This is a genomic window from Achromobacter denitrificans NBRC 15125 (assembly GCF_001571365.1).
GTDB classification, from domain to species: domain Bacteria; phylum Pseudomonadota; class Gammaproteobacteria; order Burkholderiales; family Burkholderiaceae_B; genus Achromobacter; species Achromobacter denitrificans.
Genome location: NZ_BCTQ01000042.1, coordinates 23,138 through 38,078, shown reverse-complemented (window position 1 = coordinate 38,078; position 14,941 = coordinate 23,138). Strand labels below are relative to the sequence as shown.

Sequence of the window (14,941 nt, the reverse complement as noted above, 5' to 3'; positions counted from 1 at the left end):
CCTCTTCAGGCGTCTGAGGGAGCCGGGTCGGACAGCCCCGGCGGTTGCGGCGCGCGGCGCCGCGGTTCGAACAAATGCAGCATCAGGCAGGCGTAGAGGGTGACGGCGATGAACAACCCCATGCGCACGGCGAAAGCGGTGTAGACGTCCTTGCCCGCGACGCTGTCCTGCACCGACTGGCCCAGCAGGATGACGAGCGTGACGAGCGTGTTCAGCCAGAAGCTGGCCGGATGCCGGGTCGGGCTCAGCCGATACAGCTTGCGGGCGGCCAGCAGGCCGAAAAGCAGCATCCAGAGAAAGAACATCCACAGGCTGACGAACAGGCTCAAGGCGCACCAGAAGGCCACGGCCAGCAGGCCGCCGAGCAGCGTGGAACCGAGCAGTTCGCGCGCCGCGCCATGCGCCGCCGTGACGCAGCTCTGCCGGCCCAGGCTGACCGATTTCAGGATGATCGGCATGTAGCCCAGCGGATCGGTCAGCGCCAGCAGGAAGGCGGGCAGCACGACCAGCGTGGCGCGCAGGGCCATCCTGCTGGCCTGGGGCGCGGGCAGGACGGGCGCCGCGGGCGGCGCCGGCGCATCCGCGGACTCGGGGAACAGCCAATGGCAGCAACCCAGCACGGCAACCGCGACCAGCAGCCCCTTGGCCAAGGCTTCTACCGCCGTGGCGGCCAGCCGGAAGTCGATGGTGCCCGCGGCGGAAATGATGGTCAGGCCGATGATCAGGAACAGCGAGGCGAGGCCGTTGCCGCCGCGCAGGCCCCAGCGAAAGGCGAGGAAAAGGCAGAGGCCAATCAGCAGCACGCCGCCCATCGGGTAGTAGCGCAGCAGCGGGCTGAGCAGCAGGCCGGTCGCGGTGGTGAACACCACCACCAGGACCAGGGCGAGCCCGCTCTTGAGCGACAAGGGGCGGTTCATCGAGGCCAGCAGGAACACGCCGAGCACGGGCGCGACCATGGGGATGGGCAGGTCGAAGCCGAAGCCGATCGCCAGGCAGAGCGCGGTGCCCACGCCCAGCCGCAGCGCGCGCGCGCCGCGGGGATCGTGCCGGGGGGCCGTGGCGTCAGTAGGCATAGGAAAGCCAGCTCATGAAGCGCAGGTAGATCCGGCCGAGCGGATTGAGCGGGTTGCCGGAACTGGGAAAGGCCATGACCTCGGCCTGGCCGCCCACGCGCACGTCGCGCAGGGTGGGCAGATCGTCGCGGTCGAACTCTACGATGACCGGAAAGCGCTGGGCCGGACGCAGCCAGTCGCGGCTGTTCTGGACGGTCGGCAGGCTGCCCGGCGGCGTGCCCGGCCCGACGTTGACGCCATAGCCCACGCTGCGCACCCGGCCGTCGAAGATGCGGCCGGGCAGCGCGTCCAGGATGATCCCGACCGGCGTGCCCGGCTCGATGTGGCCGAGGTTGTTCTCCGTCATCTCGGCGCTGATCCAGACGTCGTGGATGGAGATCAGCGTCATGACCGGCTTGCCGGCGGCGGCGAACTGCCCGGTATCGGTGCGCAGGTCGGTGATCAGCCCGGCCGAGCGAGCGCGCACCTGCGTGTTGGCGAGGTCGAGCTCGGCTTTCTCCACCGCGGCGGCGGCGCTGCGCAGCTTGGCGTTGTCCTCGTCGCTGCCGCCCTCCTGTTCGCGCGCGCGCTGCACTTCGGCGCGCGCCGCCGCGACCTGGCTGATCGCCTGCTCCAGGCTGGCCCGGGCGATCTCCAGGCGGCGCAGCGAAATCGTGCCGCGGTCTTCGCGGTAGAGCCGTTCGAGCCGGCTGCTGTCCTGCCGCGCCTTCAATTCATTGGCCTGCGCCGCGCGCAACGAGGCCTGCGCGGAATCGATGCCCGCCGTGCTGGCGCCGATCTGCCTGCGCATCGAGTCCAGGTCCGCCCGGGCGCGGTCCACGGCGATGCGGTAGTGCTCCGGATCGACGTCGAACAGCACCGCTCCCGCCTGCACGTCCTGGTTGTTGCCGACGTACACCCTGGTGACGCGACCGGACACTTCGGAGGCCACCGGAATGACGAAGGCGTCCACCCGCGCCTGCTGGGTATAGGGCGTGTAGCGGTCGGCCAGCAGGTACCACACGAGGCTCAGCGCGATGAGCAGCACGACCCAGCGGACGCCTTTCCTGGCGGGATCCGGCTCGGGCTGCGCGGGCGGGACGGCGGGCGGCGCGGGTTTACTCATCGGGTCTTCCCTTTTTCGCGAGGGGCGTGGCGGCTGGGTCGGGCTCGACCAGCAGGTCTCCCCAGTCGGTGCGGCGCTGCATCTGCTCGCGGGTGGCCGGATCGAGCACCGGCTCTTCGCTGTGCCAGCCGCCGCCCAGCGCCTTGTACAGGGCGATCAGGTCGCCCACCGCGCCGCCGCGGTTGGCCACGTAGGCGTCCTGCTGGGACGCCAGCGCGCGCTGCGCGTCCAGCACCCGCTGGAAATCCGAATAGCCTTCGCGATAGAGGGCGTTGGCCAGCGTCAGGGAGCGCTGCGCCGCCTGCGCCGACTGCCGCAGGATGCCGTCGCGCTCCAGGGCCTTGATCAAGCCGCTGGCGGCGTCGTCGGCTTCGCGCGCGGCCTGGCGCACGTCGTCCTGGTAGGCCACGATCAGCTGCTGGAGCCGGGCGTCCTGGACGCGCACATTGTTCTGCAGGCGGCCGTGGTCGAACACGTTCCAGCTGAGGGCCGGGCCGCCCAGCAAGGCCAGGCTGCCGCCGGTGCCCGCGAGCGAGGTGGCGGTCCAGGCGATGCTGCCCAGCAGGGTCAGCGAGGGATAGAGATCCGCCTTGGCCACGCCGATCTGCGCGGACTGCGCGGCGATGCGCAATTCGGCGGCGCGGATGTCGGGCCGGCGCAGCAACAGCTTGGCGGGCACGTCCTGCAGGACCGCGCGGTCGATCAAGGGCACGACCGCCTCCTTCTCCGCCAATTGCGGGATGGAGCCGGGCGGGCGGCCGATGAGCACCGCCAGCGCATTGCGCGCCTGCAGGATCTGGCTTTCGAAATCGGGAATGGTGCCCAGCGTGGTCAGGTACTGCGTCTTGGCCTGCTGGAGATCGAGTTCGTCGCTTTCGCCGCTGGCGTACAGCTTCTGGGTGATTTCGTAGCTGCGCTTCTGGATGACGGCGTTGTCGCGGGCGATCCGCAGCCGGGCCTCGGTGGTGCGCAAGGTGAAATAGGTGTCGGCGAGCTGGGCATGCAGCAGCACCAGCACGTCTTCGCGATTGGCCTGCGCCTCGAAATAGGCGGCATCCGCCGACTCGATCGCGCGGCTGAAGCGTCCCCAGAAATCGAGCTCCCAACCGATGTCGAACCCGGCGCTGTACTGCCAGAAGCTGCTGGGCCGGGGATTGCCTTCGGCGGAACGCGAGGAGCGGCGCACGTACAGGGCGTCGCCGCTCACCACCTGGACCTGTGGATAGCGGCCGCTGCGGGCGATGCCGAGCTGGGCGCGGGCTTCCATGATGCGCAAGCCGGCGATGCGCAGCCCGCTGTTGTTGGCGTCGGCCTGGGCGATCAGGTATTCGAGGACGGGATCGTCGAAGATCCGCCACCACTGCCGGGCATCCGGCTGCGCGTCGGCACGGCTGGCCTGCTGGAGCGCGGCCGTGTCCCAGTTGTCCGTCCAGGGTTCGCGCTGGGGCTCGAAGTCGGGCCCGAGCTGCACGCAACCGCCGAGGCCGATGACGCCGAGCACCAGCAGCCGTTTCAAACAAGTCCGCAGCGACATCGAGTATCCGGTCGGTCGAGAGCCTAACCGCAACCGTCCGCGCCGACCCGGATACCGCCAGGCCTGCCGCGCGAACACCTGGGGACCCGGGCGGGCGCTATCCGGCGACTCTGCCGGCCCCGCGCAAGCACCGGGCGGTCGAAATCGAAAGAGGCCTGTTCTCCTTGGCTGGGTGCCGCCGTTTCAGGATGGAATTTTCAACTCGCCAATCGATTCTATTGAGCTTTTCGGCTTCTCGCCAGAGGGGGGCGGACACGAGGTTTCCTCCCCATGTACAACGCCGGGCGGCGGCGCTACATTCGAAAGCGCGCCACCACGCGCAGGTTCCCGAAGGTTCCCAGCAATGCATTCTGGAGTGCCATCATGACCGCTCGGAAGAAGGCCGCAGGAAAAGAAGAAAAACCGCCCGCGCAAACCAAGCTATCGACCAAGGACTACGAGAAGGAACTCGCCCGCCTGCACGTGGAACTGGTCAAGCTGCAGGAATGGGTCGTGCGCACGGGCGCCAAGGTCTGCGTGCTGTTCGAAGGACGCGACGGCGCGGGCAAGGGCGGCACCATCAAGGCGCTCACCGAGCGCGTGAGCCCGCGCATTTTCCGGGTGATCGCCCTGCCCGCCCCGTCCGATCGCGAAAAGACGCAGATGTACATGCAGCGCTACCTGCCGCACCTGCCGGCGGCCGGCGAAATCGTGATCTTCGACCGCAGCTGGTACAACCGCGCCGGGGTCGAGCGCGTGATGGGGTTCTGCTCCAAGGAAGAGGTCAAGGTCTTCCTGCGGGCCGTGCCCCTGGTCGAGCGCGCCATCATCGGCTCCGGGGTCCTGCTGCTCAAGTACTGGCTGGAAGTCAGCGAAGAGGAACAGACCCGCCGCCTGCAGGCGCGCATCAACGACGAACGCAAGATCTGGAAGCTCTCCCAGCTGGACCTGGATTCCTACAGCCACTGGTACGACTATTCCCGGGCCCGCGACGATATGTTCCTGGCCTCCGACACCGACGTGGCGCCGTGGTTCGTCGCGCAATCCAACGACAAGAAGCGGGTGCGCCTGAACATCATCAGCCACTTGCTGGCGAGCATTCCGTACGAACCCGTGCCCAGGCGCAAGGTCAAGCTGCCGAAGCGGCAGAAGCAAGGGGATTACCGCGAGCCGAACCGCCCGTTGCGGCACGTGCCCGAACTGTACTGACCGAGGCCGCTCCCGGCCCGCGGGCCGGCCTTCCTCCAAGGAGATACGATCTTGGCCGCCCTACTCATCAATCCCGTCGAGGAAAGCACCAGCGACGACGACATCCGCGAGTTTCTCGTCAAGTACGGCTTTCCCGTGTACGACCGCATCCAACGCGTTCCCAGCACCGGGGAACGGCCCGCCGTCCTGGTGACATTCGACGACTGCAGCGCCGCGGCGCTGCGCACCCTGCTGCCCCGCATCCACCGGGTCTTCTGGAAGAACCACACGCTCTCCGCGCTGGTCATGCGGGAACCGATACCCTGAGGCCGGACAGCCCGGACGGAGCCGCCCCGGCCCCGTCCGCATAACCCTGCACGCAGCGCCACTACTCGCGGCCCTGGCGCGCCCCTTGCCTAGAATGGACCGAAAACGCGCGGGGCAGGCGCCGCCTTCCCGGGCCGCGCAGGCGGCCGCGCCCTATCGTTCTTTTCGGCGGGATACCCATGCTCCAGGCCATCGAGACGTTCCATTGGGGCGCCATCTTCCAGATCATCCTCATCGACATCCTGCTCGGCGGCGACAACGCCGTCGTGATCGCGCTGGCCTGCCGCAACCTGCCGCCGCGCCAGCGGATCCGCGGCATTCTCTGGGGCACGGCGGGCGCCGTGCTGCTGCGGGTGCTCTTGATCGCCTTCGCGCTGGTGCTGCTGGACATCCCCTTCCTCAAGGCCCTGGGCTGCCTGCTGCTGGTATGGATAGGCATCAAGCTGCTGGCGCCGGAAGAAGACGCGCACGGCAACGTGGCCGGAGGCACCACGGTGCTGTCGGCCATCAAGACCATCATCCTGGCCGACTTCGCGATGAGCCTGGACAACGTCATCGCCATCGCGGGCGCGGCGCAGAACACCCAGGCCGACCATCAGCTGTACTACGTCATCTTCGGGCTGTGCGTGAGCGTGCCCATCATCGTGTGGGGCAGCACCCTGGTGCTGAAGCTGATCGACCGCTTTCCAGTGGCCGTCACGTTCGGCGCGGGGCTGCTGGGATGGATCGCGGGCGGCATGCTCATCACCGACATCTTCATCGTCGAGCGCTGGGGCCAGCCCGCGCCGCTGCTGAAGATGGGGGTGGAACTGGCGGGCGCGGCGCTGGTCATCCTGGCCGGGAAATGGCTGGCGGCGCGCCGCCGGCGCAAGCGGCCGGCCGGCGGCGAACCGGCATCGACTTCGTAACGGGATGTGCATATTCAGGGTTTCCCCCAGGCTGAACCCTGTCGATTTCCGGTCCACTGGTACGTCGTGTCAGTACGCACAACTTCCCGAAAGGCGGACTCACCATGACTACCGGCACTGTCAATCTCCATCGCGTCATGATCGCGGCGCCCGACCGCATCTACCGGGCCTTCCTGGAACCCGACGCCATCGCGCGCTGGCTTCCCCCCTACGGCTATACCTGCCTGGTCCATCGCCTGGACGCCAAGGTCGGCGGCACGCACAAGATGTCGTTCCGCAACTTCGGCACCGGCAAGAGCCACGACTTCGGCGGCGAATACCTGGAACTGGTTCCGAACGAGAAAATCCGCTATTCGGACGAGTTCGACGACCCGAACCTGCCGGGCCGGATGCAGACGACCATCACCCTGCGGCAGGTTTCCTGCGGCACGGAAGTCAGCATCCGCCAGGAAGGCATCCCGGACGTGATCCCGACCGAGATGTGCTATCTGGGCTGGCAGGATTCCCTGGACCAGCTCAGGCGCCTGGTCGAACCCGATATCCCCGACTGAAGCCCGGAGCCGGCCCACGACCGACAAGCGACCCGCGGCGCCAACCAAGGCCGCCGTCCGTGACGGCGAGCCCTAGCGCCGGCGCAGTTTTTTCGCGGGCGCGCGCGGCGCGGCCGCGTCGGCCAGCAATTCCTGCACCAGTTCGATGACGCGCTCGGCGGTGGGCGACAGCGTGCGGCGCGCGCGGTGGATGACGCTGTGGGTGAGCTGGCCCGTGGCCGGATAGGCCAGCGGCAGCGGCGCGAGCAGGCCCTGCGCCAGTTCGGCGGCAATGGCCTCGCGCGTGCAGAAGAGCACCACGTCGCTGCCCAGCGCGACATCGCGCAGCGCGGCCACGCTGTCGCATTCGAAGGCGATGGGCAGTTCGTCGTGCCGCGCCACCTGGTAGAGGCGGGCCAGATAGTCGCGCGCCCGGGGCGGCAGGTCGGTGGCGGCCAGGCGGTACTGCCCGAGCGCGGCGCGCAGCCGCGGCCTGGCCACGCCCTGCAGCGGATGACCGGCCCGGGTGAACAGGCCGCCATGCTGCGGCGGCAGCAGCCGGACCGCGAAGTCGTCCGGCGGCGGCAGGCTATGGGTGACCGCCACCGCGAAATCCAGCTTGTCCTGCAACAGCTTGTCCAGCAGCCGCTGCCAACTCTCGACTTCCACGTGGACGCTCAGCCCCGGATGCTCGCGCGCGATGCGCACCAGCAGCGGCGACAGGAATCCGGCCGCCGGAAAAACGCCCACGCCCAGGCTGACGCGGCCGGTGTCGTGGCCGCGGATCAGTTCGGCCTCGCGGCGCAGGTCGCGGGTTTCTCCCAGGATGCGCTGCGCGCGTTCCAGCACCGTGAGCCCGGCCTGCGTGGGCACGACGCCGGTGGAGGCGCGGTCGACCAGCACCAGGCCCAGGGACGCTTCCAGGGCCTGGATGCTGCGGGTCAGCGCGGACTGCGTGAGGTGCAGCCGCTGCGCCGCTCGCGAGAAGTGCTTTTCCTCCGCGAGCACCGCGAAGTGCTGGAGCGACCGTATCGAGAGGGTCATGCATTTTTCTCATTGAGATTCGGCTCAATATGCATTTGATTGCGGTCAATGGCAAGACTAAAACAACTTGCCGCGACCGAAAAAAGCAGCACCGGCCGCCCTGTGGCGAACCCCGATACAGAGCAATGCGCGACATTGCCTATCCCCAGGAGGAGACAACATGAACCGCAAGCGTTTCTTGGAGTTGTTGGGCAAAGGCGGAGCTGCGATGCTGGGCGCCCTGGCCTGTCTTTCGGCGGCCGCCGCCCCCACGCCGCAGGCGCCGCCCTGGCCGGGCAGCGGCAAACCCATCCGCCTGGTGGTGCCGTTCCCGGCCGGGTCCGGGTCGGACGCGCTGGCGCGCATGCTGGCGATGAAGGTCACGCAACGGACCGGCGCGCCCGTGATCGTGGACAACAAGCCCGGCGCGGGCACCATGATCGGCGCGCAGGAAGTGGCGCGCGCCACGCCGGACGGCTACACCCTGCTCTACACCATCGTCGTCACGCATACCCAGAACCCGCATCTGTACAAAAAGCTGCCCTACGACCCGGTCAAGGACTTCACGCCCATCCTGCAGGCGGTGCGGTCGGCCACGGTGCTGGTCGCCAACAAGGACGCGCCGTTCTCGACCACGGCGGAAATGATCGACTACGCGCGGGCGCACCCCGGCAAGCTGAACTTCGCGTCGTACAGCCTGGGCTCCACCTCGCACCTGAACGGCGAGATCCTCAAGCAGCAGACCGGCATCGACATCGTGCACGTGCCCTACAAGGGCACGGCCGACGCCAGCCGCGCGCTGCTGGCCGGCGAGGTGCAGGTGTATTTCGACGGCACGGCCACCGCCGTGGAGAACGCGCGGGCCGGCAAGGTCAAGCTGCTGGGGCCGGCCACCGACCGCCGGCTGAGCGTGCTGCCGGACCTGCCCACGCTCAAGGAACAAGGCATACCCGGCCTGGACATCGTCGGCTGGCAAGGCATTTTCGGCCCCGGAGACATGCCGCCGGCGCTGGCCGAACGCGTGGCCCAGGTGTTCCGCGAAGCGCTGGACAGCCCCGACGTGACGCAGAGCATCGTGTCGCAGGGCAACGAAGTCAGCGGCGCGGGGCCGAAGGCGTTCGCGCAGATCGTCCAGAAGGACAGCGAGCGCTGGGGCGCCGTGATCCGGCGCATCGGCCTGGTGCTCCAGTAACCCGCTCGAATCTGAAGGAGAGCGCAATGCATGATCTGGTCATACGCGGCGGCACCCTCGTCGACGGTTCGGGCCAGCCCCGCCGCACCGCGGATCTCGCCATCGACGGCGGCCGTATCGTCCAGGCGGAAGGCAAGGCCGGCGCGGCTCGGCGCGAAATCCGGGCCGACGGCTGCCTGGTCGCGCCGGGCTGGGTGGACATCCATACGCACTACGACGGCCAGGCCACCTGGGACCCGTACCTGAGCCCGTCCACCTGGCATGGCGTCACCACCGCCATCATGGGCAATTGCGGCGTGGGCTTCGCGCCCGTCAAGCCCGAGCGCCGCGATTGGCTGATCAAGGTGATGGAGGGCGTGGAGGACATTCCCGGCTCGGTGCTGTCCGAGGGCATCCAGTGGGAATGGGAGACCTTTCCCGAGTATCTCGACGCGCTGGACCGCCGCCCCAAGGCGCTGGACGTGGGCGCGCAGATCCCGCACAGCGCCGTGCGCGCCTACGTGATGGGCGAGCGCGCCATCCATCATGACGAGGCCTCGCCCGCCGACCTGATCGCCATGCGCGAGCTGGTGCGCGAGGCGCTGGACGCCGGCGCGGTGGGCTTCTCCACCTCGCGCACCTTCCTGCACAAGTACGACGAGCGCAAGTACCCGCCCGGCACCTTCGCCACAGGCGAGGAGATCACCGCGCTGGGATCGGTGATGGGGGAAGCCGGCCACGGCGTCTTCCAGATGACGGCGAACCACCCCGCCATGGAGGGCGAGCTGCCGTGGCTGGAACAGCTGGCGCGCCACAACCGCCTGCCGGTGCTGTTCAACCTGCAGCAGACCGACGCCGCGCCCGACGTGTGGAAGCAGATCGCGCGCAGCCTGGACCGCGCGCGCGAGGAAGGCTTGCCGCTGCTGGCGGGCATCAGCGGACGCCCGCTGGGCATCCTGTTTTCGTGGCAGAGCTCGCTGCATCCGTTCATCGCGCATCCGGGCTACCAGGCCCTGCATGCCCTCCCTTTCCCGGAAAAACTCGCCCGCCTGCGCGACCCCGGCACCCGCAACCGCATCATGAACGAGCAGCGCGGCCTGCTGGACCGCCGCGCCGAAACGCTGTTCAGCAGCTTCCACAAGATCTACCGCCTGGGCAGCGATCCCGACTACGAGCCGCTGCCGGAGGAAAGCGTGGCCGCCATGGCGCGCCGCAGCGGCCGCCCGCCGCTGGAGATCGTCTACGACCTCATGCTGGAGAACGACGGCCAGGCCATCCTCTACTACCCTTCCTTCAACTATTCGTACGAGAACCTGGACCATCTGCACCAGTTGATGCAGCACCCCAACACGGTCAACAGCCTGTCCGACGGCGGCGCGCATTGCGGCTACATCTGCGACGTGAGCATGCCCACGTTCATGCTCAGCCACTGGACCCGCGACCGTCGCCGCGGACCGCTGCTGGAGCTGGAGCACGTGGTCCGGCGGCAGACGCGCGACACCGCCGCCGTGTACGGCCTGCTGGACCGCGGCCTGCTGCGTCCGGGCTACAAGGCCGACGTCAACCTCATCGACCCCGACGCGGTGAAGGTGCATTGCCCCGAGATGGTGTTCGACCTGCCCGGCGGCGGACGCCGGCTGATCCAGCGCGCCGACGGCTACCTGGCGACGCTGGTCGACGGCCAGCCGATATTCGAGCGGGGCGAGGCCACGGGCGCATTGCCCGGCAAGCTGCTGCGCGGCGCGAGGCGGCAGGATGGTTGACGACGGCGCCGCTACCCCGAAGGCGGCGCGGATGGCTTCCTGCGCGACTGGGGATACGCCGCCTCGGCCGCGCGTCAGGCGCGATCCGCGCCGCGCGCCGGCGCGTATTGGCCCAGCAGCTCCGTGATCCACTCGATGAACACGCGCAGCTTGGCGCTGACGTGGCGGTTCGGCGGGAACGCCACGTACATCGGCATCGAATCGAGGCGCCAGCCGTCGAACAGGGGCACGAGCTCGCCGCTCTCCACGTGGGGCTTGGACATGTAGTCCGGCAGCCACAGCACGCCCAGCCCCGCCAGGCCGGCCGCCAGGTAGGCGTTGCCGTCGTCCACCGCCAGCACGTGGCGGCCCTGCACGTTGATGCGCTCGGCGCCGCGGCGCATGGCGTAGGGAAACGCCTTGCCCGTGCGCGACCACAGAAAGCCCACGATGCGGTGATGCGTGTCTTCCAGCTCGCCCGGATGCGCAGGCGTGCCGGCGCGCTCCAGGTAGGCGGGCGCCGCGTACACGCCGAGCCGCAGGTCCGCCACGCGCCGCGCCATCAGCGACTGGTCGGCCAGTTCGCCGCCCCGCACCACGCAATCCACGTTCTCGCCGATCAGGTCGACGATGCGGTCGCTGACGCCCATGTCGAGCTGGATGTCGGGATAGCGGGCGTGGAAGGCCGGCAGCGCCGGCACCAGGACGAGCCGGGCCAGCGGGCTGGGCACGTCCACCCGCAGGCGCCCGCGCGGAAGCGCCGAGGCGCCCGACAGGCTGGTCTCGGCGTCGTCCAGGTCGGCCAGCAGGCGCAGCACGCGCTCGTAGTAGGCGGCGCCGTCGGCCGTCACGTTCACCTTCCGGGTGGTGCGGTTCAGCAGCCTCACCCGCAGCCGCGCCTCCAGTTGCTGGATAAGCTGCGTGACGCTGGTCTTGCTCAGGTGCAGCGTCTCGGCGGCCTTGGTGAAGCTGCCGGTTTCCACCACGCGGGCGAATGCCTGCATCGCATCGAATCGGTCCATGCCCGTCTCCTGTCTGCTGATTGTTTGGATTCTACAAACAGTGATGGGTGGAGTTGCCCGTTTATCGGTCCCGGCCGGCCCGCTTACAGTGACTTCATCGTTGATGCCGGGCCGCAACGGCCCTTTGATGGAGGACACTCATGGCAACTCGCGACGTCGTTTTTCCGCCCGGACGCCGGGCGCTTTATGAACGCAACCGCTATTCACCGGCGATCCGGTCCAACGGATTCCTGTTCGTGTCGGGCCAGGTGGGCAGCCGGGAGGACGGCTCGCCCGAACCCGACCTGCGGGCCCAGGTCCGGCTTGCGTTCGAGCATCTGCAGTCCATTCTTGCCGAAGCCGGCGCCACCTTCGACGACGTGGTGGACGTCACGGTCTTCATGGTCGATCCGCAATCGCAATTCGAGGCGATCTGGGAGGTGGTGCCGGCGTATTGGGGCGAGGCGCCCCACCCGACGCTGACGGCGGTGGGCGTGACCTGGCTGTACGGCTTCCAGTTCGAGATCAAGGTGATCGCGAAGCTGCCGGACGCGGCGGGCGGCTGAGGCCTTTTTCCCGATCCCGGCCCGCCGGCCGGCCGACGCGGCGGCGCCCGTCGGCCGCCCGGCGGAGTCCGCCCCCGGCCTTTCGCCCCCGTCCAGGCGGTCGATGGACGGATGGCGCGATATCCCGCACCCTGGCGGACAGGCAGAAATAGATACGTTCGCGTCTTGATTCTCAGGGCGACGCGTCAAACGCGCAGGGGCGCGCTCAAGGTCGGGGAATCAAGATGAACATCCTGCTGGCGTTCGCGCCCTTCATCATGTTTGTCGTCATAGAAAGGGCTGTCGGCGTGCTGGAAGGATTGGCGGCAGGCGCGTTCGTCTCCGCGGGGCTGGTACTGCGCGACTGGATCAGCCCCGAACGCCGCCTGAAGCTGATGGAGACCGGCACGCTGGCGCTGTTCACCGGGCTGACGATCTACGCGCCGATGGTCGACGCCGAATCCTGGACGATCGCCGAAACGCGCCTGCGCGTGGACACCGGCGTGCTGTTCATCGTGCTGCTGTCGATCGCGCTGCGCAGGCCGTTCACGCTGGAGTATGCGCGCGAGAAGCAACCCGAGTACGTCTGGAAGAGCCGCCGCTTCGCGCGCATGAAGTATGCGATCGCCATGGCCTGGGCGCTGGCGTTCGCGGTCATGGCGGCGACCGACGCGCTGCTGGTCTACCGGCCGCAACTGCCGCAGTCCATCGCGATCGTGGTGACGGTGGCGGCGCTGGCCGCGGCGATGAAATTCACCGCTTGGTATCCCGACCGGGTGTGGGCTACAACGTCAAGGTAGCTTTCGCGGGAGACCCCGGTGAAACCTTTGGGAAATCACGTCGAAGTCGTCCTGGCCACGCGGGCCGACGACACCCTGGTCGCGGCGTTCGCGCGCCTGCTGCCGCAGTTGTCCCGGACCGCGCCGCCGCTCACGCGCGAGGCCCTGGACGAGATCATCCGCTCGCCCGCCTGCCATCTGTTCATCGCCACCATGGGCGAAGACCGGCGCATCGTCGGCACGCTGACGCTGGTGCATTTCCGCATCCCCACGGGCCTGCGGGCCTGGATCGAGGACGTGGTGGTGGACGAGCAGGCGCGCGGGCTGAGGGTGGGGATGGCGCTGACGCACGCGGCCATCGTCAAGAGCCGCGAGTTGAAGGTCCGGTCGCTGGACCTGACCTCCAATCCCGGCCGGCTCTCGGCCCACCATCTGTACGAATCGGCCGGCTTCATGATGCGCGATACCCGGGTGTACCGCTACCAGGGCTGAAGCGGCGCGGGCCCGCGCGCTATTGGTAGTGATAGCGCTCGCGGTAGCCCACCGGCGACATGCCGCAGTATTTGTTGAAGATGTCGCGGAAGGCCTTGGTGTCGTTGTAGCCCACTTCGTACATGACTTCCGCCACGCTCTTGCGCGAGGTCTCCAGCCGCTTCTTGGCGGCCTCCACGCGCACGCGCTGCACGTATTCGACGATGCTGTTGCCCGTGGCCTGGCGGAACCGCCGCTCCAGGGTGCGCCGGCCCAGGGCGTGGCGCCCGGCCAGTTCCTCGACCGTGATCTTTTCCGTGTAGCGGCCTTCGATGTAGTCCTGCACGGCGCGCACCACCTCGTCGGCATGCGCCTTCTGCCCCATGAACACGGAAAACGGCAACTGGCTCTGGCGGCTCCAGTCCAGCTGGAAATACTTGGCGCACCAGATGGCGGTGTCGCGGTCGGTGTACTTCTCGATGAGGTGCAGCACCAGGTGGGCGGCCGAAAACGCGCCGCCGCTGGTGTAGATGCCGTTGTCCGCCATGACGACGCGGTCGCTGACCCATTGCACGCTGGGAAACAGGCTGGCGTAGAGGTTCTGCGCCACCCAGTGCACGACGGCCTGCTGCCCGTCCAGGATGCCGCCGGCGGCCAGCAGCGCCGCGCCCATGCACAGGCTGGCGACCTCGCCGCCCTCGCGGTGATGGCGCGACAGCCACTCGATCAGTTCGCGGTTGGAGAGCACCGCGTCGGACACCGAGCCCAGCAGCGGCGGCGCGATGCAGATGTCGATGCCGCTGGCGTCGGCCAGCACCGTATCGGCCTGCACGGTGATGCGCCCGTCATCGAGCTTGACCTCGCGCGTCAAGGCCAGGGTGCGCACCTTGAACCTGGGTTCGCGCCCGTGCGCGGCCAAGTAGTCGTTGGCGACCAGGAAGCCGTGCCGGGCGGTTTCGAGCGACGCGATGTTGGCCCCTTGGGGCAGCAGGAACGCGATGTTTTTCATCCCGCAAAGCATACGCCTGCAGGCTGTCGCAATCCACCCTCAATAATGTCGCAATCGCCTATCTGAAAGTGCGCGCGATCCCGATACAGTGATACTCACCGGAGCCAGATCCGGGTTGCGCGGCGGGCGGCTCGCGGGTGTCCCGAAGCGCAATAGAACAACGCGGACCAAAGGAGTCAACGATGGAAAAGTACATAGACGGTTACCTCTTGAGCGTGCCCAAGGCCAACCTGGAGACCTACCAGAAGATGGCGCGGCAGGCCCAGGCGGTCTGGCTGGAACACGGCGCGCTGGACTACCGCGAAGCCGTGGCCGACGACATCGACGGCGAAGGCTTCGGTTCGTTCAGCGCGGCGGCGGGCGCGCGCGAGGGAGAAACCGTCATATTCGCGTGGGTCCTGTATACCAGCAAGGCGGAGCGGGACCGCATCAACGCCAAGGTCATGGCGGATCCCCGCCTGAAGGACACCTGCTGCGAAGGCGTTTTCGATTTCAAGCGGATGTGCTTCGGGGGATTCAACACGCTGGTAGGCAACTAGGGCCTGTCAACACTACA

Annotated in this window: 16 protein-coding genes; 10 read left to right on the top strand and 6 right to left on the bottom strand. The window is 68.2% G+C overall.

Translation table 11 applies throughout. The annotated features are described in order from the left end of the window. Positions 1 to 5 precede the first annotated feature (5 nt). From ADE01S_RS26130 to ADE01S_RS26120, 3 genes are read right to left on the bottom strand one after another with little or no spacing between them, the layout of a single operon-like run. A complete protein-coding gene (locus tag ADE01S_RS26130; RefSeq protein ID WP_062684662.1) occupies positions 6 to 1,073 on the bottom strand; it encodes a DUF2955 domain-containing protein in 1,068 nt (355 codons plus the stop codon). Then, positions 1,063 to 2,178 (bottom strand): HlyD family secretion protein, encoded by a 1,116-nt coding sequence (locus tag ADE01S_RS26125; RefSeq protein ID WP_062684661.1) that lies wholly within the window; start codon positions 2,176 to 2,178, stop codon positions 1,063 to 1,065. Before ADE01S_RS26125 ends, ADE01S_RS26130 begins: the two co-directional genes overlap by 11 nt. Beyond that, positions 2,171 to 3,712 carry an efflux transporter outer membrane subunit gene (locus ADE01S_RS26120; RefSeq protein ID WP_062684660.1) on the bottom strand — a complete coding sequence of 514 codons (1,542 nt, stop codon included), beginning with the start codon at positions 3,710 to 3,712 and terminating at the stop codon, positions 2,171 to 2,173. The genes ADE01S_RS26125 and ADE01S_RS26120 overlap by 8 nt, the downstream gene beginning before the upstream one ends. Positions 3,713 to 4,075: 363 nt before the next feature. On the opposite strand from ADE01S_RS26120, the gene ppk2 reads away from it, so the two are divergent. From ppk2 to ADE01S_RS26100, 4 genes are all read left to right on the top strand, one after another. Then, on the top strand, positions 4,076 to 4,900 hold the full coding sequence (gene ppk2 / locus ADE01S_RS26115) for a polyphosphate kinase 2 (protein ID WP_062684659.1): 825 nt from the start codon (positions 4,076 to 4,078) through the stop codon (positions 4,898 to 4,900). Between the two features lie 51 nt (positions 4,901 to 4,951). Next, positions 4,952 to 5,206: an RNA recognition motif domain-containing protein gene (locus tag ADE01S_RS26110; RefSeq protein WP_062684658.1), complete on the top strand. Its 255-nt coding sequence runs from the start codon at positions 4,952 to 4,954 to the stop codon at positions 5,204 to 5,206. A 179-nt stretch (positions 5,207 to 5,385) separates the two neighbouring features. Further along, positions 5,386 to 6,114 (top strand): TerC family protein, encoded by a 729-nt coding sequence (locus ADE01S_RS26105; RefSeq protein ID WP_062684657.1) that lies wholly within the window; start codon positions 5,386 to 5,388, stop codon positions 6,112 to 6,114. Positions 6,115 to 6,218: 104 nt separating this feature from the next. Then, entirely contained in the window at positions 6,219 to 6,665 is a 447-nt protein-coding gene (locus tag ADE01S_RS26100; protein WP_062684656.1) for an SRPBCC family protein, read from the top strand. Positions 6,666 to 6,737: 72 nt separating this feature from the next. Here ADE01S_RS26100 and ADE01S_RS26095 read toward each other — a convergent pair whose 3' ends face one another. Further along, positions 6,738 to 7,688: a LysR family transcriptional regulator gene (locus ADE01S_RS26095; protein WP_062684655.1), complete on the bottom strand. Its 951-nt coding sequence runs from the start codon at positions 7,686 to 7,688 to the stop codon at positions 6,738 to 6,740. A gap of 160 nt (positions 7,689 to 7,848) precedes the next feature. On the opposite strand from ADE01S_RS26095, the gene ADE01S_RS26090 reads away from it, so the two are divergent. Next, on the top strand, positions 7,849 to 8,859 hold the full coding sequence (locus ADE01S_RS26090) for a Bug family tripartite tricarboxylate transporter substrate binding protein (RefSeq protein ID WP_062684654.1): 1,011 nt from the start codon (positions 7,849 to 7,851) through the stop codon (positions 8,857 to 8,859). 26 nt (positions 8,860 to 8,885) lie between these two features. Next, positions 8,886 to 10,601 carry an N-acyl-D-amino-acid deacylase family protein gene (locus tag ADE01S_RS26085; RefSeq protein ID WP_062684653.1) on the top strand — a complete coding sequence of 572 codons (1,716 nt, stop codon included), beginning with the start codon at positions 8,886 to 8,888 and terminating at the stop codon, positions 10,599 to 10,601. Between the two features lie 74 nt (positions 10,602 to 10,675). On the opposite strand, the gene ADE01S_RS26080 is transcribed toward ADE01S_RS26085, so the two are convergent. Continuing rightward, positions 10,676 to 11,602: a LysR family transcriptional regulator gene (locus ADE01S_RS26080; RefSeq protein WP_062684652.1), complete on the bottom strand. Its 927-nt coding sequence runs from the start codon at positions 11,600 to 11,602 to the stop codon at positions 10,676 to 10,678. Between the two features lie 140 nt (positions 11,603 to 11,742). On the opposite strand from ADE01S_RS26080, the gene ADE01S_RS26075 reads away from it, so the two are divergent. The 3 genes from ADE01S_RS26075 to ADE01S_RS26065 all read left to right on the top strand — a co-directional run bounded on the left by ADE01S_RS26075 (position 11,743) and on the right by ADE01S_RS26065 (position 13,397). Beyond that, entirely contained in the window at positions 11,743 to 12,147 is a 405-nt protein-coding gene (locus ADE01S_RS26075; RefSeq protein ID WP_062684651.1) for a RidA family protein, read from the top strand. A 224-nt stretch (positions 12,148 to 12,371) separates the two neighbouring features. Further along, positions 12,372 to 12,926: a hypothetical protein gene (locus ADE01S_RS26070; protein WP_062684650.1), complete on the top strand. Its 555-nt coding sequence runs from the start codon at positions 12,372 to 12,374 to the stop codon at positions 12,924 to 12,926. Positions 12,927 to 12,944: 18 nt separating this feature from the next. Then, a complete protein-coding gene (locus tag ADE01S_RS26065; protein WP_062684649.1) occupies positions 12,945 to 13,397 on the top strand; it encodes a GNAT family N-acetyltransferase in 453 nt (150 codons plus the stop codon). A 19-nt stretch (positions 13,398 to 13,416) separates the two neighbouring features. On the opposite strand, the gene ADE01S_RS26060 is transcribed toward ADE01S_RS26065, so the two are convergent. Continuing rightward, positions 13,417 to 14,397, bottom strand: a complete 981-nt coding sequence (locus tag ADE01S_RS26060; protein ID WP_062684648.1) for a GlxA family transcriptional regulator — start codon at positions 14,395 to 14,397, stop codon at positions 13,417 to 13,419. Between the two features lie 170 nt (positions 14,398 to 14,567). On the opposite strand from ADE01S_RS26060, the gene ADE01S_RS26055 reads away from it, so the two are divergent. Then, positions 14,568 to 14,924 carry a DUF1428 domain-containing protein gene (locus ADE01S_RS26055; protein ID WP_062684647.1) on the top strand — a complete coding sequence of 119 codons (357 nt, stop codon included), beginning with the start codon at positions 14,568 to 14,570 and terminating at the stop codon, positions 14,922 to 14,924. Positions 14,925 to 14,941: the final 17 nt, after the last annotated feature.

Coding starts and splice junctions, on each gene's coding strand:
- ADE01S_RS26130 (WP_062684662.1), bottom strand. CDS start 1,073: ATGCCTACTGACGCCACGGCCCCCCGGCACGATCCCCGCGGCGCGCGC.
- ADE01S_RS26125 (WP_062684661.1), bottom strand. CDS start 2,178: ATGAGTAAACCCGCGCCGCCCGCCGTCCCGCCCGCGCAGCCCGAGCCG.
- ADE01S_RS26120 (WP_062684660.1), bottom strand. CDS start 3,712: ATGTCGCTGCGGACTTGTTTGAAACGGCTGCTGGTGCTCGGCGTCATC.
- ppk2 (WP_062684659.1), top strand. CDS start 4,076: ATGACCGCTCGGAAGAAGGCCGCAGGAAAAGAAGAAAAACCGCCCGCG.
- ADE01S_RS26105 (WP_062684657.1), top strand. CDS start 5,386: ATGCTCCAGGCCATCGAGACGTTCCATTGGGGCGCCATCTTCCAGATC.
- ADE01S_RS26100 (WP_062684656.1), top strand. CDS start 6,219: ATGACTACCGGCACTGTCAATCTCCATCGCGTCATGATCGCGGCGCCC.
- ADE01S_RS26095 (WP_062684655.1), bottom strand. CDS start 7,688: ATGACCCTCTCGATACGGTCGCTCCAGCACTTCGCGGTGCTCGCGGAG.
- ADE01S_RS26090 (WP_062684654.1), top strand. CDS start 7,849: ATGAACCGCAAGCGTTTCTTGGAGTTGTTGGGCAAAGGCGGAGCTGCG.
- ADE01S_RS26085 (WP_062684653.1), top strand. CDS start 8,886: ATGCATGATCTGGTCATACGCGGCGGCACCCTCGTCGACGGTTCGGGC.
- ADE01S_RS26080 (WP_062684652.1), bottom strand. CDS start 11,602: ATGGACCGATTCGATGCGATGCAGGCATTCGCCCGCGTGGTGGAAACC.
- ADE01S_RS26075 (WP_062684651.1), top strand. CDS start 11,743: ATGGCAACTCGCGACGTCGTTTTTCCGCCCGGACGCCGGGCGCTTTAT.
- ADE01S_RS26070 (WP_062684650.1), top strand. CDS start 12,372: ATGAACATCCTGCTGGCGTTCGCGCCCTTCATCATGTTTGTCGTCATA.
- ADE01S_RS26060 (WP_062684648.1), bottom strand. CDS start 14,397: ATGCTTTGCGGGATGAAAAACATCGCGTTCCTGCTGCCCCAAGGGGCC.
- ADE01S_RS26055 (WP_062684647.1), top strand. CDS start 14,568: ATGGAAAAGTACATAGACGGTTACCTCTTGAGCGTGCCCAAGGCCAAC.